The sequence below is a fragment of the Agromyces selenitireducens genome, from assembly GCF_052748465.2.
This window is the reverse complement of the sequence record NZ_CM188259.1, coordinates 3,053,061-3,068,264: the sequence shown is the minus strand read 5'-3', so window position 1 is coordinate 3,068,264 and position 15,204 is coordinate 3,053,061. Positions and strand designations below refer to the sequence as shown.

Sequence of the window (15,204 nt, the reverse complement as noted above, 5' to 3'; positions counted from 1 at the left end):
GCAGTCCCGCGTCCATCTTGTGGATCCTCCAAGGGCTCGACGACGAGTCTTTGTATAGTTCCACAGTCCACGGTCGGGTGCCCCAGCACGCGCTTTGTAGGGCCCTCACGCACTTCTTCGGCACTCGTGGCGCCCGCCATACCGTGGGATGAGGCCCAGAACCCACGTACGAAGGACGAACCGACGATGGTCGACACGGCATCACGATCCGACACCACCCCCGCCCCGAAGGTCGAGCGCCCGGCATCCCCGGAGCGCGCGTCCGAGGCCACGCCCGCCAACACCACGATCGACGCGCAGGCAGCGCCGGTGGTCGACGTCGCGGCCCTCGGCCGGCAGCTGCTGGGCACATGGGCCGACGTCCGCCTCGAGGCGCGCGCTCGCGCAGCGCAGCCCGAGTACCAGCGCATCGAGGGCCAGTCCATGGCCGAGCACCGCGAGCGCGTGCTCGGTCAGCTCAAGCTGCTCGTCGAGTCCGGTGCCATCCAGAAGGCGTTCCCGAAGGAGCTCGGCGGCGCGGACGACCATGGCGGAAACATCGCCGCGTTCGAGGAGCTCGTGCTCGCCGACCCGAGCCTGCAGATCAAGTCCGGCGTGCAGTGGGGCCTGTTCGGCGCCGCGGTCCTGCACCTCGGCACGAGGCCGCACCACGAGAAGTACCTGCCCGGCATCATGTCGCTCGAGGTTCCCGGCGCGTTCGCGATGACCGAGACCGGGCACGGCTCCGACGTGGCCTCCATCGGCACGACCGCGACGTACGACCCCGAGACCGAGGAGTTCGTGCTCCACACGCCGTTCCGCGGCGCATGGAAGGACTACCTCGGCAACGCCGCCCTTCACGGCATCGCCGCCGTCGTGTTCGCCCAGCTCGTCACGAAGGGCGTCAACCACGGCGTGCACGCGTTCTACGTGCCGCTCCGCGACGGCAACGGCGACTTCCTCCCCGGGATCGGCGGCGAGGACGACGGTCTCAAGGGCGGCCTCAACGGCATCGACAACGGCCGGCTGCACTTCACGAACGTCCGGGTCCCGCGCGAGAACCTCCTGAACCGCTACGGCGACGTCGCGGCCGACGGCTCGTACTCGAGCCCCATCGCGAGCCCCGGCCGGCGCTTCTTCACGATGCTCGGCACGCTCGTGCAGGGCCGTGTCTCGCTCGACGGGGCCGCGACCGCGGCATCCGCCATGGCCCTCGACATCGCCATCACCTACGGCACCCAGCGCCGCCAGTTCAACGCGGGCAGCGACACCGACGAGGAGGTGCTGCTCGACTACCAGCGCCACCAGCGCCGCCTGCTCCCGAAGCTCGCGACGACCTACGCGCAGATCTTCGCGCACGACGAGTTCCTCGTGAAGTTCGACGCGGTGTTCTCGGGCCGCGAGGACACCGACGACGACCGGCAGGACCTCGAGACCATGGCCGCGGCCCTGAAGCCGCTGTCGACGTGGCACGCGCTCGAGACGCTGCAGGAGGCGCGCGAGGCGTGCGGTGGCGCGGGCTTCCTCGCCGAGAACCGCCTCGTGGGGCTCCGCCAGGACCTCGACATCTACGTCACCTTCGAGGGCGACAACAACGTGCTGCTCCAGCTCGTGGCCAAGCGCCTGCTGACCGACTACTCCGCGCAGTTCCGCAAGGCCGGGGTCGGCGTCATGGCCCGCTACGTCGCGGCGCAGGCGGCCGATCGCGCCATGCACGGCGTGGGCCTCCGCCGCCTGGCGCAGACCGTCGCCGACTTCGGGTCGACGGCGCGCTCCGTGGTCGACCTGCGCGACGAGGAGACCCAGCGCGAGCTGCTCACCGACCGCGTCGAGGCGATGATCGCCGAGATCGCCGGTCGCCTGCGCGACGCCCGCAAGCTGTCGAAGGCCGAGGCGGCCGCGGCGTTCAACCGCAACCAGAACGAGCTCATCGAGGCCGCCCGCGCCCACGCGGAGCTGCTGCAGTGGGAGGCGTTCACGCGCGCCCTGCACCGCACCGACGACGAGGGCACGCGCCAGGTGCTCACGTGGGTCCGCGACCTGTTCGGCCTCGGCCTCGTCGAGCAGCACCTCGCGTGGTACCTCATCAACGGCCGGCTGTCGTCGCAGCGCGCCCAGGCGGTCACCGCGTACATCGACCGGCTGATCGAGCGCCTGCGTCCGTACGCGCTCGACCTGGTCGACGCGTTCGGCTACGAGCAGGCGCACCTGCGTGCTGCGATCGCGTCGGGCGCCGAGCAGGAGCGTCAGGAGGAGGCGCGCGCGTACTACGCAGCCCAGCGCGAGGCGGGCACCCTGCCGGTTCCCGAGAAGACGGTCAAGAAGTAGCGGATGCCGCAGACGGGCCGGGCGCGAGTGCGCCCGGCCCGTCGTCGTGCGACAGGTCAGCGGCGCGGCGGGGCGTCGTCCTCGCCCGGCGGCTTCATGATCGCCCCGGCCGCGAGGCCGACCGCGGCACCCGTGGCGAGCCAGAGCCAGAAGCCCGTCCAGACGCTGACGCCCAGGCCGACGAGCAGGCCCACGACGATCCCGACGATGAGCTGGCGTCGTCGGGCGGGGGACATGGGTTCACGTTCGGCCATGCGACCAGCGTAGGCGTCGCGCGGCGACACCCGTCGTGGTCAGACGAGGCCGAGCGAACGGACCGCCTCGCGCTCGTCGACGAGTTCGGCGACCGACGCGTCGATGCGCTCGCGCGCGAACGCATCGACGTCGAGCCCCTCCACGACCTCCCATGCGCCGCCGTCCGAGGTGACGGGGAACGACGAGATCACGCCCTCGGCGACGCCGTACTCGCCGTTGGACCAGACGGCGGCGCTCGTCCATCCCCGCTCGCCGGTGCCGAGGACCCAGTCGCGTACGTGGTCGATCGTCGCCGAGGCAGCCGACGCGACCGACGACGAGCCGCGCACCTCGATGATCTCCGCGCCGCGCCGGGCCACGCGTGGGATGAACTCGTCCACGAGCCAGGTGCGCGCGGCCGCGTCGCCGCCCATCCGTGCGGCGAGCAGCGCGGGTACCGGGTCGCCGTCGGCGGTCGCGTGCGCGACATCCGGGAACTGGGTCGCCGAGTGGTTCCCCCAGATCGTGACGCCGCGGATGCCGCCCACCGGGGCGTCGACGGCCGCCGACAGCTGACCGAGCGCACGGTTGTGGTCGAGGCGCATGAGCGCCGTGAAGCGGTCTCTCGGCACATCGGGCGCGTTGGCCGCGGCGATGAGGGCGTTCGTGTTCGCCGGGTTGCCGACCACGACGACGCGCACGTCGTCGTCGGCGTGCTCGTTGATCGCCCGGCCCTGCGGTCCGAAGATTCCGCCGTTGGACTGCAGGAGGTCGCCGCGCTCCATGCCGGCGGTCCGCGGGCGAGCGCCCACGAGCAGCGCGACGTTCGCACCGTCGAATGCGACCGCGGGATCGTCGGTCACCTCGACGTTCGCGAGGAGCGGGAACGCCGAGTCCTGCAACTCGAGCGCGGCGCCCTCGGCCGCGCGGAGCCCGTGCGGGATCTCGAGCAGGCGGAGGCGGACGGGGGTGTCGGGTCCGAGCATCGCGCCCGATGCGATGCGGAACAGCAGCGCGTACCCGATCTGCCCGCCCGCGCCGGTGAGCGTGATCGTGACCGGTGTGCGGCTCATACGGGGAGCCTACGCCGGGGTCAGGGCCGCGGCATCCGCTCGGCGCCTCACCAGCCCATGCTTCCGGGAACGCCCTTGAACGGGCCCGTGAGGTTCGAGGTGACCCACCCGCCGTAGAACGAGCCGGGCTGCGGGGTCACGCGCTCGCCGTCGACGGTGCAGGCGTCCATCGGGCCGGCGTAGACGGCGACGCGGTCGCGCAGCACCTCGAACCCAGGCGACGGGGTCGGGTAGTTCCACGCGGCGCGATCAGCCGTCCGCCCGCCGCCGTGCACGCTCAGGTAGCGCGCTGCGCCCTTGAACTCGCAGAACGACGAACCTGCCGCGGGCGTCAGCGCGCCCTCGGCGAACGCGGCGATCGGCAGGTAGTACACCGGCGGATGGCTCGTCTCGAGCACGCGCACGACGTCGCGGGTGTCGACGATGCGCTCGCCGCCGAGGTCGATGGTGACGCGTGCGTCGACGGTCTCGACTCGCGGTGGGCGCGGGTAGTCCCACACGGACTCCTGCCCGGGGCGCACGGGTTCCGGAACCGGTCTCATGGGCGTCACCGTATGCCGCGATACTGGGAGGGCGCCCATGACGGATGCCGCCGCGGCATCCGTCGCGGCGCGCCGACCGGACGCGGCAACCGCCGGTCGATAGCGTGAGCGGCAGGGGGGACGCATGAGGGACCTGTATCCGGAGATCGAGCCGCTCGAGACGGGCATGCTCGACGTGGGCGACGGCCAGCACATCTACTGGGAGGTGTCGGGCAACCGCGAGGGCAAGCCGGTGGTGTTCCTGCACGGCGGTCCCGGCGGCGGCACCACGCCGACGCACCGCCGGCTGTTCGATCCGGCGAAGTACCGGATCGTGCTGTTCGACCAGCGCGGATGCGGCTTCTCGATCCCGCACGCGTCGGAGCCCGGCGCGGACCTGTCGGCGAACACGACCTGGCATCTCATCGCCGACATGGAGCGCCTGCGGGCGCACCTCGGCATCGACCGCTGGCAGGTCTTCGGCGGCTCGTGGGGCAGCGCACTCGCCCTCGCGTACGCCCAGACGCACCCCGAACGCGTCACCGAACTCGTGCTGCGCGGCATCTTCACACTGCGACGGCAGGAGCTCGACTGGTTCTACGAGGGCGGCGCCTCGGCGATCTTCCCCGACCTGTGGGAGGACTTCCTCGCGCCGGTGCCGCTCGCCGACCGGGCCCACCTGATGGAGGCGTACGGGCGACTGCTCTCCGACCCCGACCCGGCGGTGCACCAGCGCGCCGCGATCGCCTGGTCGCGGTGGGAATCCTCGACGATCACGCTGCTCCCGCAGGCCGAGACGATCGCGCGCTTCACCTCGCCCGAGTACGCCACCGCGTTCGCGCGGATCGAGAACCACTACTTCCGGCACGGCGGATGGTGGGACGAGGGGCAGCTCATCCGCGACGTCGTGCGGCTCCGTGCGATCCCTGCGGTCATCGTCCAGGGCCGGTACGACATGTGCACCCCGATGATGACGGCGTGGGACCTCCACCGCGCGTGGCCGGAGGCGGAGCTGCGCATCATCGACGACGCCGGCCATGCCTTCGACGAGCCCGGCATCCTCGACGCACTCATCGCGGCGACCGACCGGTTCGTCGAGGAGGATCGCGACGGCGCAGGGGAGGGCTTCCGAGGCTTCCCCGAGGAGGACTCGGAGGACCCGGAGGCGTCGGGAACCTCGGACGTCTCGGAAGAGGACGACGACGAGGACCTCGAGGAGGAGGAGCGGGTCGACCTCGAGGGCGAGGATGACGCCGACGTCTCCGATGACGATGACGACGATGACGATGACGATGACGATGACGATGATGACGACGACGACGACAAAGACGAGGACGACGACGAGGACGAGGACGACGGCGACGGTGACGACGAACAGGATGCCGGCGAGGACGACGACGAGGACGAGGACGACGGCGACGGTGACGACGAACAGGATGCCGGCGAGGACGACGACAGCGGCAACGGCGACGTCATAGCCGATCCGGCGGTCGACCGGAAGCCGGATGCTGCTCGCAGCGCCGCGGAGTAACGTCGTCGCATGACGTTCAACCCGGACTCCGACATCAGCGGAGGCAAGGCCTCGAAACGCGGGCGGAACACCGGTATCGCGGTCGGCGGAGGACTCGGCGCACTGGCGCTCTTCCTCGTCGCCCAGTTCCTGGGAGTCGACCTCTCGGGCGTCCTCGGTGGCGGCGGCGCCCCGGGTCCCGCCCCGAGCGACTCGGCGCTCGAGGAGTGCCAGACCGGTGCGGACGCGAACGAGCGCATCGACTGCCGGATGAAGGGCGCGTCGGCGTCGCTCGAGGACTACTGGCAGGACGCCGGCCCGACCATCGGGCTGGACTACACGCCGCCGCAGGACTTCGTGCTGTTCGACCAGGCCGTCGCGACCGGCTGCGGCAACGCCTCATCGGCGACGGGACCGTTCTACTGTCCGCCGGACCAGACCATCTACATCGACACGAGCTTCTACGACCAGCTCGAGCAGCGGTTCGGTGCCGAGGGCGGCCCGCTGGCCGAGATGTACGTGGTCGCGCACGAGTGGGGCCACCACGTGCAGAACATCGCCGGAGTGCTCGACGCGACGCGCGACGGCCAGACCGGTCCGACCTCCAACGCGGTGCGAGTCGAGCTGCAGGCGGACTGCTTCGCGGGCGCGTGGACGGCCGCGGCGTCGACCACCGAGGACCCGGAGGGTCAGCCGTTCCTGCAGCCCATCTCGCCGGACGAGTACGAACAGGCGATCGGTGCCGCGGCCGCGGTCGGCGACGACCGCATCCAGGAGGCCACGCAGGGTCAGGTGACGCCGCACACCTTCTCGCACGGCACGAGCGAGCAGCGGGTGCGCTGGTTCGCGGCCGGCTTCGAGCAGGGCGTCGGAGCCTGCAACACGTTCGACGTCAGCGGGGACCAGCTCTGATGCGACGCGCCGGGACCGCGGTGCTCGCGGTGATCGGCGTCCTGGTGCTCGTCGTCGTCGGCTTCCTCGTGTACGCGAGCCTCGTGTTCGAGGGCGATCGCGAGGCGTCGCTCGACGCGTGGCGGTCGAACGGGGTCGAGATCACGGGCACCGGGAGATCCTTCGTGATCGAGCCGACGACCGGTGCGACCGACTCCGGCCTGGTCTTCATCCCGGGCGCGAAGGTGCAGCCCTCGGCCTACCTGTACAAGATGGCCGGCATCGCCGAGGCCACGGGAATGACGGTCGTGATCACCGAGCCCACGCTCAACCTCGCGTTCTTCGACACGCGGCCGCTCTCCGACTTCACCGCCGATGCGCCGGACGTCGACCGCTGGTTCGTCGGTGGCCACTCGCTCGGCGGGGTCCGCGCCTGCCAGCTCGCAGGGGCCGATGCCGAGCCGCAGGTCGTGGGGCTGATCCTGTTCGGCAGTTACTGCGTCGACGACCTCTCCGACTCCGACCTGGCCGTGTTGTCGATCGTCGCGGAGAACGACGGGCTCAGCACGCCCGAGGACGTCGCCTCGCGGTCGGGCAACCTGCCGGACGACGCAGTCACGGTCGTCATCGAGGGCGCGAACCACGCGGCATTCGGAGACTACGGCCCGCAGCCCGGCGACGGTGCGGCCACCATCGATCGCCAGGAGGCGCGCGCCTCGCTCGCCGACGCGGTGGCGCAGTTCCTCGGCGGACTCGAGTCCTCCGCCTGACGCTGCCGGCGGACCGCGGGTCAGCGCGGGAGGGCGTCGACGAGGACCCGGCCGAGCTCGGCCGGCCGCGTGAACTGCGGCCAGTGCCCGGTCGGGAGGTCGACGTAGTCGACATCGCGGTGCGCGGCGACCTCGCGCACGAACGGCACGCCCGCCGCGATCCACTCCGCGACCGTCTCGCTCGAGAACTCGCAGCACACGATCGTCGTCGGCACGTCGAGCCGGCGCTCGTCGCCGAGCCGCATGGGGTCGCTCGCCGCCGCGGCCGGGTGGGGCACCGCCCGCTCGCGGAATCGCCGGCGCAGCCCGTCGTCGAGGTCGGCGAGGTCGGCCTCTTCGAAGACGGACCAGTCGGGGAACGGGATGTCGTGCCCGCTCGCGTGAAGTTCGTCGTTGATGCAGTCGCCCTCGCCGATGGGCGCCGCATCGACGTAGACGACCCGCGCGATGCGGTCGGGCCGCCGGTCGGCGACACCCTGCGCGACGGCGCCGCCTCCCGAATGCCCGACGAGCGCGACTGGGCCGTCGAGCCCGTCGACGAGTCGCACGACGGCCTCGATGTGATCGGCGAGGCCGATGCCGGCCCGCGGCGCCTCGGCCGACTCGAGCCCCGGAAGCGTCACGGGATGCACGCGATGGCCGGCGGCCTCGAGCGCGGGGGTCACCTCGTTCCACGAGCTCGCGTCGAGCCAGAAGCCGGGGATGAGGATGACGTCCATGACGCGAGGCTAGGCGCTGCCGCCGACATCGGCGGGCACGCGCCGTGGCATCCGTCGACTGCTGGCGATCGCGAGGAGCACGATGCCCGACGCGAGCACGAGCAGGCCGGCGGCGGCCGTGCCGGGCAGCTGCTCCTGCAGCAGCAGCACCCCGAGCAGCGTCGCGGTCAGCGGCTCGGCGAGGGTCAGCGTCGAGACCGTGGCGGGCGTCAGGCGCTTCAGCCCGGCACCGAAGAGCAGGTACGCGGCGGTCGTGGTGACGAGGCCCAGCCAGAGCGCCATCGCGAGCCCCTCGGGCGTCGTGACCCACGCGGCGTCCGATGAGAGCAGCACGGGCAGGCTGATCACGGCGGCGACGCCGAACAGGGCCCCCATGCTCCCGGATGGGCTCCAGCCGCGGTCGAGCAGCGCCTTGCCCGCGAGCGTGTAGACGGCGTACGACGCCCCGGCGCCGACGGATGCCGCGACGCCGAGCGGGTCCACGGCGGACGGACCCGTGCCCGTGGCGGCGGCGAGGATCGCCACACCCGCGGTCGCGAGCACGGTCGCGGCGATCCACACGCGTCCGGGGAAGCGGCGCCGGAGCGCCCAGTCGAGCGCGCCCGTGAGCACGGGCGCGGAGCCGAGCGCGACGACCGTGCCGACCGCGACGCCGTTGGCTGCGGTGCCGGCGAAGAACGCCGGCTGGTAGGCGAGCACGCCGAGCGCGCCGACGGCGACCGTGACCCAGGCGCCGAACGGGACGACGGCCCGGCGCCGGACGCGCGAGGGCGGATTGCCGCCGGACGTCGGGGCGACGGATGTCCCGGTCGCGTCGTCCCGGCGTCCGGCGACGTGCACGGCGAGGGCGATCGCGGCGAGCGCGCCTCCGCCGATGAAGATGCGCGCCGCTCCCAGCGAGAGCGGGTCGGCCTCGGGGCCGAGCGCCTGCGCCGTGCCCGTCGTGCCGAAGCACACGGCCGCAGCGAGCACCAGGAGGACGGAGCGCATGGGGGCATTGTTGCACAATCACGTGGTCTCGATCCCGGGCGTTGCGGGGCATGACGAAGGGCGGGGCCCGGCGCAGGTGAGGTGGTGCGCCGGACCCCGCCCGGCTGGGCGGCGCAGGGCCTAGACGGCGACCGCGTCCGTGTCGGCGGTCGCCGGCGCGCTCGCGCCGGCCGCGCGGCGTCCGGCGAGCATGCCCGCCGCCGCGAGGAGGCCGGCGACGGCGATGATGCCCGCGCCGACGAACGCGGCGCTGTAGCCGTCCGTGAGCGACACGACGTCGGTCGCGCCGGCGGTCACGGCCGCCGACACCGCGGTGAGCGCAGCGAGCCCGACCGCCGACCCGATCTGGTAGCTGGTGTTCACCAGGCCGGATGCCACGCCCGTCTCGGCCATCGGCGCGGCGCCGATCGCGGTGCCGAGCGAGGGCACGAACGCGAGCGCCATGCCGAGCGCGGCCACGAGCGACGCGCCGAGGACATCGACGGCGTAGGTGCCGTCGGGGCGGATGAGCGCGAGCCAGCCGAGCCCGGCCGCGAGGAGCGCGAAGCCCGTGACGACCATGGCCCGGGTGCCGAAGCGCGCCTGGAGCCGTGGTGCCAGGAAGATCATGCCGACCACGATGAGCACGGTCATGGGCAGCAGTGCGGCTCCGGCAGCGAACGCTCCTGCGCCGAGCACCTGCTGGAGGTAGAGGTTCAGGAAGAACCACATGGGAACCCACGCCGCACCGAGCAGCAGCTGCGCGAGGTTCGCGGCGCCGAGCTGCGGCTCGCGCAGGATCCCGAGGCGCAGCAGCGGCGTGCGGCGGCGGGCCTGGATCGCGAAGAACGCGATGAGGAGCACCGCACCGGCACCGAGCGCGACGAGTACCTCGGGCGAACCCCAGCCGGCCTCGGGCGCGCGCACGACGCCGTAGACGACGGCGGCGAGTCCCAGGGTGGCGGTGGCTGCCCCTCCGAGGTCCACGTGTCCGCGGCCGCCGGCGACGCGCGGCAGCGCGAACGGGGTGAGCACGAGCACGAGCGCGGCGATCGGAACGGTCACGTAGAACACCCACGGCCAGCTGGCGTACTCGGTGAGGACGCCGCCGAGGAACACGCCGGCGGTGCCGCCGATGGGGGCCGCGGCGCCGTAGACCGCGAAGGCCTTGGGCAGTTCGGCGGTGCCGCCGAAGAGGGTCATCAGCAGGGTGAGCGCGGCGGGCGCGATGAGCGCGGAGCCGGCCCCCTGGACGACGCGTCCGGCGATCTCCATCGCGACGCCGTCGGCGGCGCCGGCCATGATCGAGCCCACGAGGAGCGTCGCCCAGCCGGTGGCGAACATGCGACGGGCGCCGAAGACGTCGGAGAGCCGGCCGCCGAGCAGGAGCAGGCCGCCGAAGGCGATGACGTAGGCGTTGAACACCCAGGAGAGCGACTCGGGCGTGAAGCCCAGCTCGGCCTGGATGTCGGGCAGGGCCACGCCGATGATCGACGTGTCCATGATCACGATGAACTGCGCGGTGGCGATGAGCGCCAGCCCGAGCCACCGGCGGGGCGCGGGGCGCGTGGGATTCGACACGGGGTCCTCCATTCAGATACCAATACCCCCTAGGGGTATGTAGAAGTCAGAACCATACCCAACCGCGGCCTATTCCCGCACGGCCCGATAGGATTCCGGAGGTCGCCTCGCCGCGGCATCCGTCACGTCATCGCCGAGGGGGCGCGCGACCCGGCGCACGGTGTGCCATCGGGTCGGCGGCCGGCCACCACCCCGAGGAGGACCTGTGCGCGCCGTCATGTACCGCGGCTTCGGCGAGGAGCCCGAGCTCGTCGACGTCGAACCGCCCGCCTGCCCGCCCCGCGGCGCCGTCGTCCGCGTGCGCGCGACGGGCCTGTGCCGGAGCGACTGGCACGGCTGGATGGGCCACGACGACGCCGTCGCGCTCCCGCACGTGCCCGGCCACGAGTTCGCCGGCGAGATCGCCGAGCTCGGCGCCGAGATCGACGAGGCGAGCGGATGGCGCGTGGGCGACCGGGTGACGGCGCCCTTCATCTGCGCGTGCGGCCGATGCGACGAGTGCCGTTCGGGCAACGAGCAGGTGTGCGACGACCAGCAGCAGCCCGGCTTCACGCACTGGGGCTCGTTCGCGGAGTACGTCGTCGTCGACGAGGCCGAGCTCAACCTCATCCGGCTGCCCGACTCGCTCGGGTTCGTCGAGGCCGCCTCCCTCGGCTGCCGTTTCGCGACCGCCTACCGCGCGATCATCGCCCGCGGCCGGCTGCACCCGGGCGAGCAGGTCGCCGTGCACGGATGCGGCGGCGTCGGCCTGTCGGCGATCATGATCGCCGTCGCCGCGGGCGTGAGGGTCTACGGCGTCGACGTCTCCGAGGCGGCCCTCGCCGCCGCGGCCGACCTCGGCGCGATCCCGATCCGGGGCGGCGAGGGCGCGGCCGAGCGCATCCGCGAGGCCAGCGGCGGGGGAGTGGACCTGTCGGTCGACGCGTTCGGCAGTCCGGAGACCTCCTTCGCCTCGGTCCGAAGCCTCAGGAAGCGCGGGCGGCACGTGCAGATCGGCCTCATGCTCGCCGACGACGCGACCGCCGCCATGCCCATGGACGCGGTGATCGCGGGCGAGCTCGAGATCCTCGGCAGCCACGGCATGGCCGCGCACGAGTACCCCGACATGCTCGGCGCCGTCGCCTCGGAGGCCTTCCGGCCGATCGAGCTCGTCGGTCGCACGATCACGCTCGACGAGGTGCCCGATGCGCTCGCCGCGATGGGCCGGGCAGGCGGCGCGGGCTCGGGCATGACCGTGGTCGAGCTCTAGCGGCATCCGCTCGGCGCACGCGCCGAGGGGGCGCGGCAGACGGATGCCGCGGCGCGGAGCCTACGCCGACGCGCGCGGGACCAGCTCGACCTCCTGCCGGGGCCTCGGCGGCTGCGGCAGTCCGTCGAGCGAGGCGGTCACGCACTCCGCGAGGTAGGCGGCCTGCCGGTCGAGCGACTGCCAGACCGTCGTGAGCGGCGGCGAGGCGAGCGAGGCGACCGGGATGTCGTCGACCCCGACGACCGCGAGCGCGTCGGGCACCGTCACGCTCGCCGCACGGGTGCCCGCGAGGACCGCGAGCGCGACCTCGTCGTTGTACGCGGCGACCCCGTCGACGCCCGCCGACCGCCACGTGCGCACCGCGTCGGCACCCGAGGAGCCGTCGAGGCCGACGTCGACGACGAGCGGCGCGGCCAGGCCGAGCGCGGCGCACGCCTCGCGCACGCCGGCGAGCCGGCCCTCCACGAACGCGGCCACGCGCGGGTCGGGGGTCGCCGCGTACCCGAGCCGGCGGCAGCCGCGCGCCGCGAGCCGTTCGGCCTGCACGAGGCCGATCCGTCGCTGCGGGTCGTCCGCCGCGGCATCCGTCGGCTCACCCGCATCGGCGACCTCGTCGAACGTGCTCACGACGCCGATGCCGGCCTGGCGCATCGCGCGGACGTCGGCCGGATCGAACGGCGCCAGCCCGACGACCGTGTGCGGCGTGACCGCCCGGAGCAGGTCGGTGAGCGGGCGCTCGCCGCGGACGTGGTGGACGAGCACCGACATGCCGCGTTCGGCGAGCTCGTCGGCGAGACGGTCGATCATCGCCTCGACCGCGGGGCCGACCGGCCAGTCGGGGAGCACGCACAGCACGAGATCGCTCCGCCCGCGCCGCAGGGTGCGCGCCGCCGCCGAGGGTGCGTAGCCGAGCCGTGCGGCGGCGTCGAGCACGCGTCGCCGGGTGGCATCCGACACGGAGGCACCCGGCGTCGAGTTCAGCACGTAGCTCACCGTCGTGCGCGACACCCCGCTCGCACGCGCCACATCGGCACTCGTCACCTTGGTCACGCGACCTCCAGACCCCTCGTCTGCACCCTATTCGCATCGCGGGACCGGCAGCGCGCGTGCGGGACCGCGCGGCGGAGCGAGGAGTGCGGGGCGGGTCGGCGCCGGTGTTCCCCCGTCCGGCGCGGACCCGGCCGCAACATCCAAGGTACGCCGGTCGGCGGCGCGGGACACGTGTCGGCCGGGAATCGTGCCGAAGGCGGATATTCAGCCTCCGACACGTATGATTTCCGGATTCGGCGCGGAGGGCGCGCCGACGATAGGAACAGCACGTGCCCGGACTCGACCGGTCCTCGTTCGCGACCGCCGATCCCGAGGCGGCGCGAGAGGCCTTCACCCCGCTCGTACCCCGCCTGCAGTTCGGGCGCGTCGACCCGGACGCCTTCCGCATGCGGATCCGTTCGGAGTCGGCGGCGGGCTTCTCCCTCTTCAACTACTCCTTCGCCGCGCCGACCGCGGTGGACGCGGGCGCCGACGACGTGCTCGTGGTCAACGCACGAGGGCGCGGGCTCGAGGTTCGCCACGGAGGCAGGGCGATCGACACCTCGCGGCCGTACGTCAACGTGACCGAGGGCGTGACGGCGACCTGGGACGCGTTCGCCGCGCGCACGGTGATGCTCGACCGGATCCGGTTACAGGAGGTGGCCCGCCTGGCCTCGGAGGAATCCGGCCGCCTCCTCGAACCGGTCGAGCTCGCGGCACGTACCAGGGCGCTCGGGGACCACTGGGACGACGTCGTCGGCCGGGTGACGAAGGCGATCGCCGTCGCACCCGAGGCGTTCGACGAGCCACTCGTCGCCGAGGCCGCGTTCCACCGGCTCGCCATCACCTACCTCAACGTCTTCCACCCCGCGTGGGAGCGGCCCGACGGCCGGCACGTCGCCGTCGGTGCGCGGTCCTCCGTCGTCCGCGCGGCGCTCGAGTACCTGCACGCCAATGCGGCCACGCCGATCACGGTGCAGCACGTCGCGGAGGCCGTCCACATCTCGCCGCGCGGCCTTCACGCCGCGTTCGTCGCGGAGACCGGCCGGTCGCCGTCCGCGCACCTGCGCGCCGTCCGGCTCGAGGCGGTGCGCGACGAGCTCCGGTTCGCCGAGCCCGGGGACTCGATCGCCGCGATCGCGCGCCGCTGGGGGTTCGTCCACCTGCCGCGGTTCGCCGAAGCCTACGCGCGCGCGTTCGGCGAGCTGCCGTCGGCGACCCGGAATCGTCGTCGGCGCTCGATCGCCTGACCACCGGCCATGCCGGCCTCGGCGAGCGGGGTGAGGTGCACGGCCGCAGCCGGGATGACCGCGTCGAGTGCGCTGCCCGGTGCGAGCGGCAGGTGCGAGGCGTCGTGGCGGGTGAGGACGCAGACGAGCGGGAAGCTCGCATCGAGCCGGACACGGAGCAGCTCGGCTCCCTCCTCGACGGCGACGACGCGCGCCGGGACGATGTTGGTGTCGGGATCCGCGGGGCGCACGCCCGACTCGACGAGGCCGAGGTCGCCCGCGCGAAGGCAGACGGCAACGTCCCGGGGCAGTCCTGTCGCCGGGGCGGCGGAGGTCAGCCGGGTCGCCCCGACCTGCACGACTCCCGGTTCGCGCTCGGCCAGCCGGCCCGCGGCGATCGCGTCCATCCCGACCGCCTCGGCGACGCGAGTGTCGGCCGGCCGGTCGAACACGTCGGCGGGATCGCCGACCTGGTGGATGCGGCCGTCGATGAGCACGACCAGCCGGTCGCCGAGCGCGATCGCCTCGTCGCGGTCGTGGGTGACGACGATCGCCGGAACGCCCGTCCCCCGCACGAGCCCGTGCAGTTCCGAACGGAGCCGCAGCCGCGTCGGGTCGTCGAGGCCGGTGAACGGCTCGTCGAGCAGCAGCAGCCGCGGCCTGGGCGCGAGGGCGCGGGCGAGGGCCACGCGCTGCGCCTCGCCCCCGGAGAGCTCCCGCACCGCGCGACGCTCGTACCCCGCGACCGCGCAGGCCCCGAGGGCCTCGGCGACGCGCCGCGCCCGCTCGGCCCGCGGCATCCCGCGCAGCCCGTACGCGACGTTGGCCGCGACGTCGAGGTGCGGGAAGAGCGCCTGGTCCTGGAAGAGGTAGCCGACCCGGCGCCGTCGTGCGGGGAGGAAGCCGCGGCCGCCGTCGTCCCAGAGCTCGCCGCCCGCACGGATCTCCCCGGACTCGATGCGCTCGAGGCCGGCGAGCGCGCGGACGACCGTGGTCTTGCCCGCGCCCGACGGTCCGAACAGGACGGTCACGCCCGCGTCGTCCGGGCCGAGCTCGAACGCGAAGCGGACGCGCCGGAGGAGGAGATCCGCGTGGAGGACGCCGCCCTCGCGCGGCATCCGC

General features: G+C 73.2%; 13 protein-coding genes and 1 pseudogene. 6 read left to right on the top strand and 8 right to left on the bottom strand.

The genetic code is table 11. The features are described from left to right. Positions 1–186: 186 nt before the first annotated feature. Positions 187–2,307, top strand: coding sequence for an acyl-CoA dehydrogenase family protein (locus ACULK4_RS14435; RefSeq protein ID WP_445966262.1), 2,121 nt, complete (start codon positions 187–189; stop codon positions 2,305–2,307). 56 nt (positions 2,308–2,363) lie between these two features. On the opposite strand, the gene ACULK4_RS14430 is transcribed toward ACULK4_RS14435, so the two are convergent. Genes ACULK4_RS14430 through ACULK4_RS14420 form a run of 3 tightly spaced genes read right to left on the bottom strand, consistent with a single transcriptional unit; the run spans position 2,364 to position 4,156 of the window. Further along, positions 2,364–2,561, bottom strand: a complete 198-nt coding sequence (locus ACULK4_RS14430) for an HPP family protein (RefSeq protein WP_445966261.1) — start codon at positions 2,559–2,561, stop codon at positions 2,364–2,366. Positions 2,562–2,600: 39 nt separating this feature from the next. Further along, complete coding sequence (locus ACULK4_RS14425) at positions 2,601–3,614, bottom strand: malate dehydrogenase (RefSeq protein WP_445966260.1); 1,014 nt, start codon at positions 3,612–3,614, stop codon at positions 2,601–2,603. A gap of 47 nt (positions 3,615–3,661) precedes the next feature. Then, positions 3,662–4,156 (bottom strand): DUF427 domain-containing protein, encoded by a 495-nt coding sequence (locus ACULK4_RS14420; protein WP_445966259.1) that lies wholly within the window; start codon positions 4,154–4,156, stop codon positions 3,662–3,664. 124 nt (positions 4,157–4,280) lie between these two features. Between ACULK4_RS14420 and pip the strand changes: the two are divergent. From pip to ACULK4_RS14405, 3 genes and pseudogenes are all read left to right on the top strand, one after another. Next, positions 4,281–5,228: pseudogene (pip, locus tag ACULK4_RS14415) on the top strand (prolyl aminopeptidase); the annotation flags it as partial. Positions 5,229–5,675: 447 nt separating this feature from the next. Beyond that, positions 5,676–6,557, top strand: coding sequence for a KPN_02809 family neutral zinc metallopeptidase (gene ypfJ, locus ACULK4_RS14410; RefSeq protein ID WP_445966258.1), 882 nt, complete (start codon positions 5,676–5,678; stop codon positions 6,555–6,557). After that, positions 6,557–7,306, top strand: a complete 750-nt coding sequence (locus ACULK4_RS14405) for an alpha/beta hydrolase (protein WP_445966257.1) — start codon at positions 6,557–6,559, stop codon at positions 7,304–7,306. The genes ypfJ and ACULK4_RS14405 overlap by 1 nt, the downstream gene beginning before the upstream one ends. A gap of 20 nt (positions 7,307–7,326) precedes the next feature. Here the strand turns inward: ACULK4_RS14405 and ACULK4_RS14400 are convergent, their stop codons facing one another. The 3 genes from ACULK4_RS14400 to ACULK4_RS14390 form a co-directional block, all read right to left on the bottom strand. Next, on the bottom strand, positions 7,327–8,025 hold the full coding sequence (locus ACULK4_RS14400; protein WP_445966256.1) for an alpha/beta fold hydrolase: 699 nt from the start codon (positions 8,023–8,025) through the stop codon (positions 7,327–7,329). 9 nt (positions 8,026–8,034) lie between these two features. After that, positions 8,035–9,015 carry a DMT family transporter gene (locus ACULK4_RS14395; RefSeq protein ID WP_445966255.1) on the bottom strand — a complete coding sequence of 327 codons (981 nt, stop codon included), beginning with the start codon at positions 9,013–9,015 and terminating at the stop codon, positions 8,035–8,037. 120 nt (positions 9,016–9,135) lie between these two features. Next, complete coding sequence (locus tag ACULK4_RS14390; RefSeq protein ID WP_445966254.1) at positions 9,136–10,575, bottom strand: MFS transporter; 1,440 nt, start codon at positions 10,573–10,575, stop codon at positions 9,136–9,138. Between the two features lie 205 nt (positions 10,576–10,780). On the opposite strand from ACULK4_RS14390, the gene ACULK4_RS14385 reads away from it, so the two are divergent. Beyond that, positions 10,781–11,824 (top strand): zinc-dependent alcohol dehydrogenase family protein, encoded by a 1,044-nt coding sequence (locus tag ACULK4_RS14385; RefSeq protein ID WP_445966253.1) that lies wholly within the window; start codon positions 10,781–10,783, stop codon positions 11,822–11,824. A gap of 60 nt (positions 11,825–11,884) precedes the next feature. Here ACULK4_RS14385 and ACULK4_RS14380 read toward each other — a convergent pair whose 3' ends face one another. Continuing rightward, entirely contained in the window at positions 11,885–12,874 is a 990-nt protein-coding gene (locus ACULK4_RS14380) for a LacI family DNA-binding transcriptional regulator (protein WP_445966252.1), read from the bottom strand. Positions 12,875–13,143: 269 nt separating this feature from the next. Between ACULK4_RS14380 and ACULK4_RS14375 the strand changes: the two genes are divergently transcribed. Beyond that, entirely contained in the window at positions 13,144–14,103 is a 960-nt protein-coding gene (locus ACULK4_RS14375; protein ID WP_445966251.1) for an AraC family transcriptional regulator, read from the top strand. Here the strand turns inward: ACULK4_RS14375 and ACULK4_RS14370 are convergent. Then, the gene (locus tag ACULK4_RS14370; protein WP_445966250.1) at positions 14,037–15,200 is read right to left on the bottom strand and encodes an ABC transporter ATP-binding protein; all 1,164 of its coding nucleotides are present in this window, start codon (positions 15,198–15,200) and stop codon (positions 14,037–14,039) included. The two genes, ACULK4_RS14375 and ACULK4_RS14370, sit on opposite strands and share 67 nt — an antisense overlap. Between the last annotated feature and the right edge of the window lie 4 nt (positions 15,201–15,204).

Bases quoted from the DNA above. Each gene is read 5' to 3' on its own strand.
- ACULK4_RS14435 (WP_445966262.1), top strand. From the start codon at position 187: ATGGTCGACACGGCATCACGATCCGACACCACCCCCGCCCCGAAGGTC.
- ACULK4_RS14430 (WP_445966261.1), bottom strand. From the start codon at position 2,561: ATGGCCGAACGTGAACCCATGTCCCCCGCCCGACGACGCCAGCTCATC.
- ACULK4_RS14425 (WP_445966260.1), bottom strand. From the start codon at position 3,614: ATGAGCCGCACACCGGTCACGATCACGCTCACCGGCGCGGGCGGGCAG.
- ACULK4_RS14420 (WP_445966259.1), bottom strand. From the start codon at position 4,156: ATGAGACCGGTTCCGGAACCCGTGCGCCCCGGGCAGGAGTCCGTGTGG.
- ypfJ (WP_445966258.1), top strand. From the start codon at position 5,676: ATGACGTTCAACCCGGACTCCGACATCAGCGGAGGCAAGGCCTCGAAA.
- ACULK4_RS14405 (WP_445966257.1), top strand. From the start codon at position 6,557: ATGCGACGCGCCGGGACCGCGGTGCTCGCGGTGATCGGCGTCCTGGTG.
- ACULK4_RS14400 (WP_445966256.1), bottom strand. From the start codon at position 8,025: ATGGACGTCATCCTCATCCCCGGCTTCTGGCTCGACGCGAGCTCGTGG.
- ACULK4_RS14395 (WP_445966255.1), bottom strand. From the start codon at position 9,015: ATGCGCTCCGTCCTCCTGGTGCTCGCTGCGGCCGTGTGCTTCGGCACG.
- ACULK4_RS14370 (WP_445966250.1), bottom strand. From the start codon at position 15,200: ATGCCGCGCGAGGGCGGCGTCCTCCACGCGGATCTCCTCCTCCGGCGC.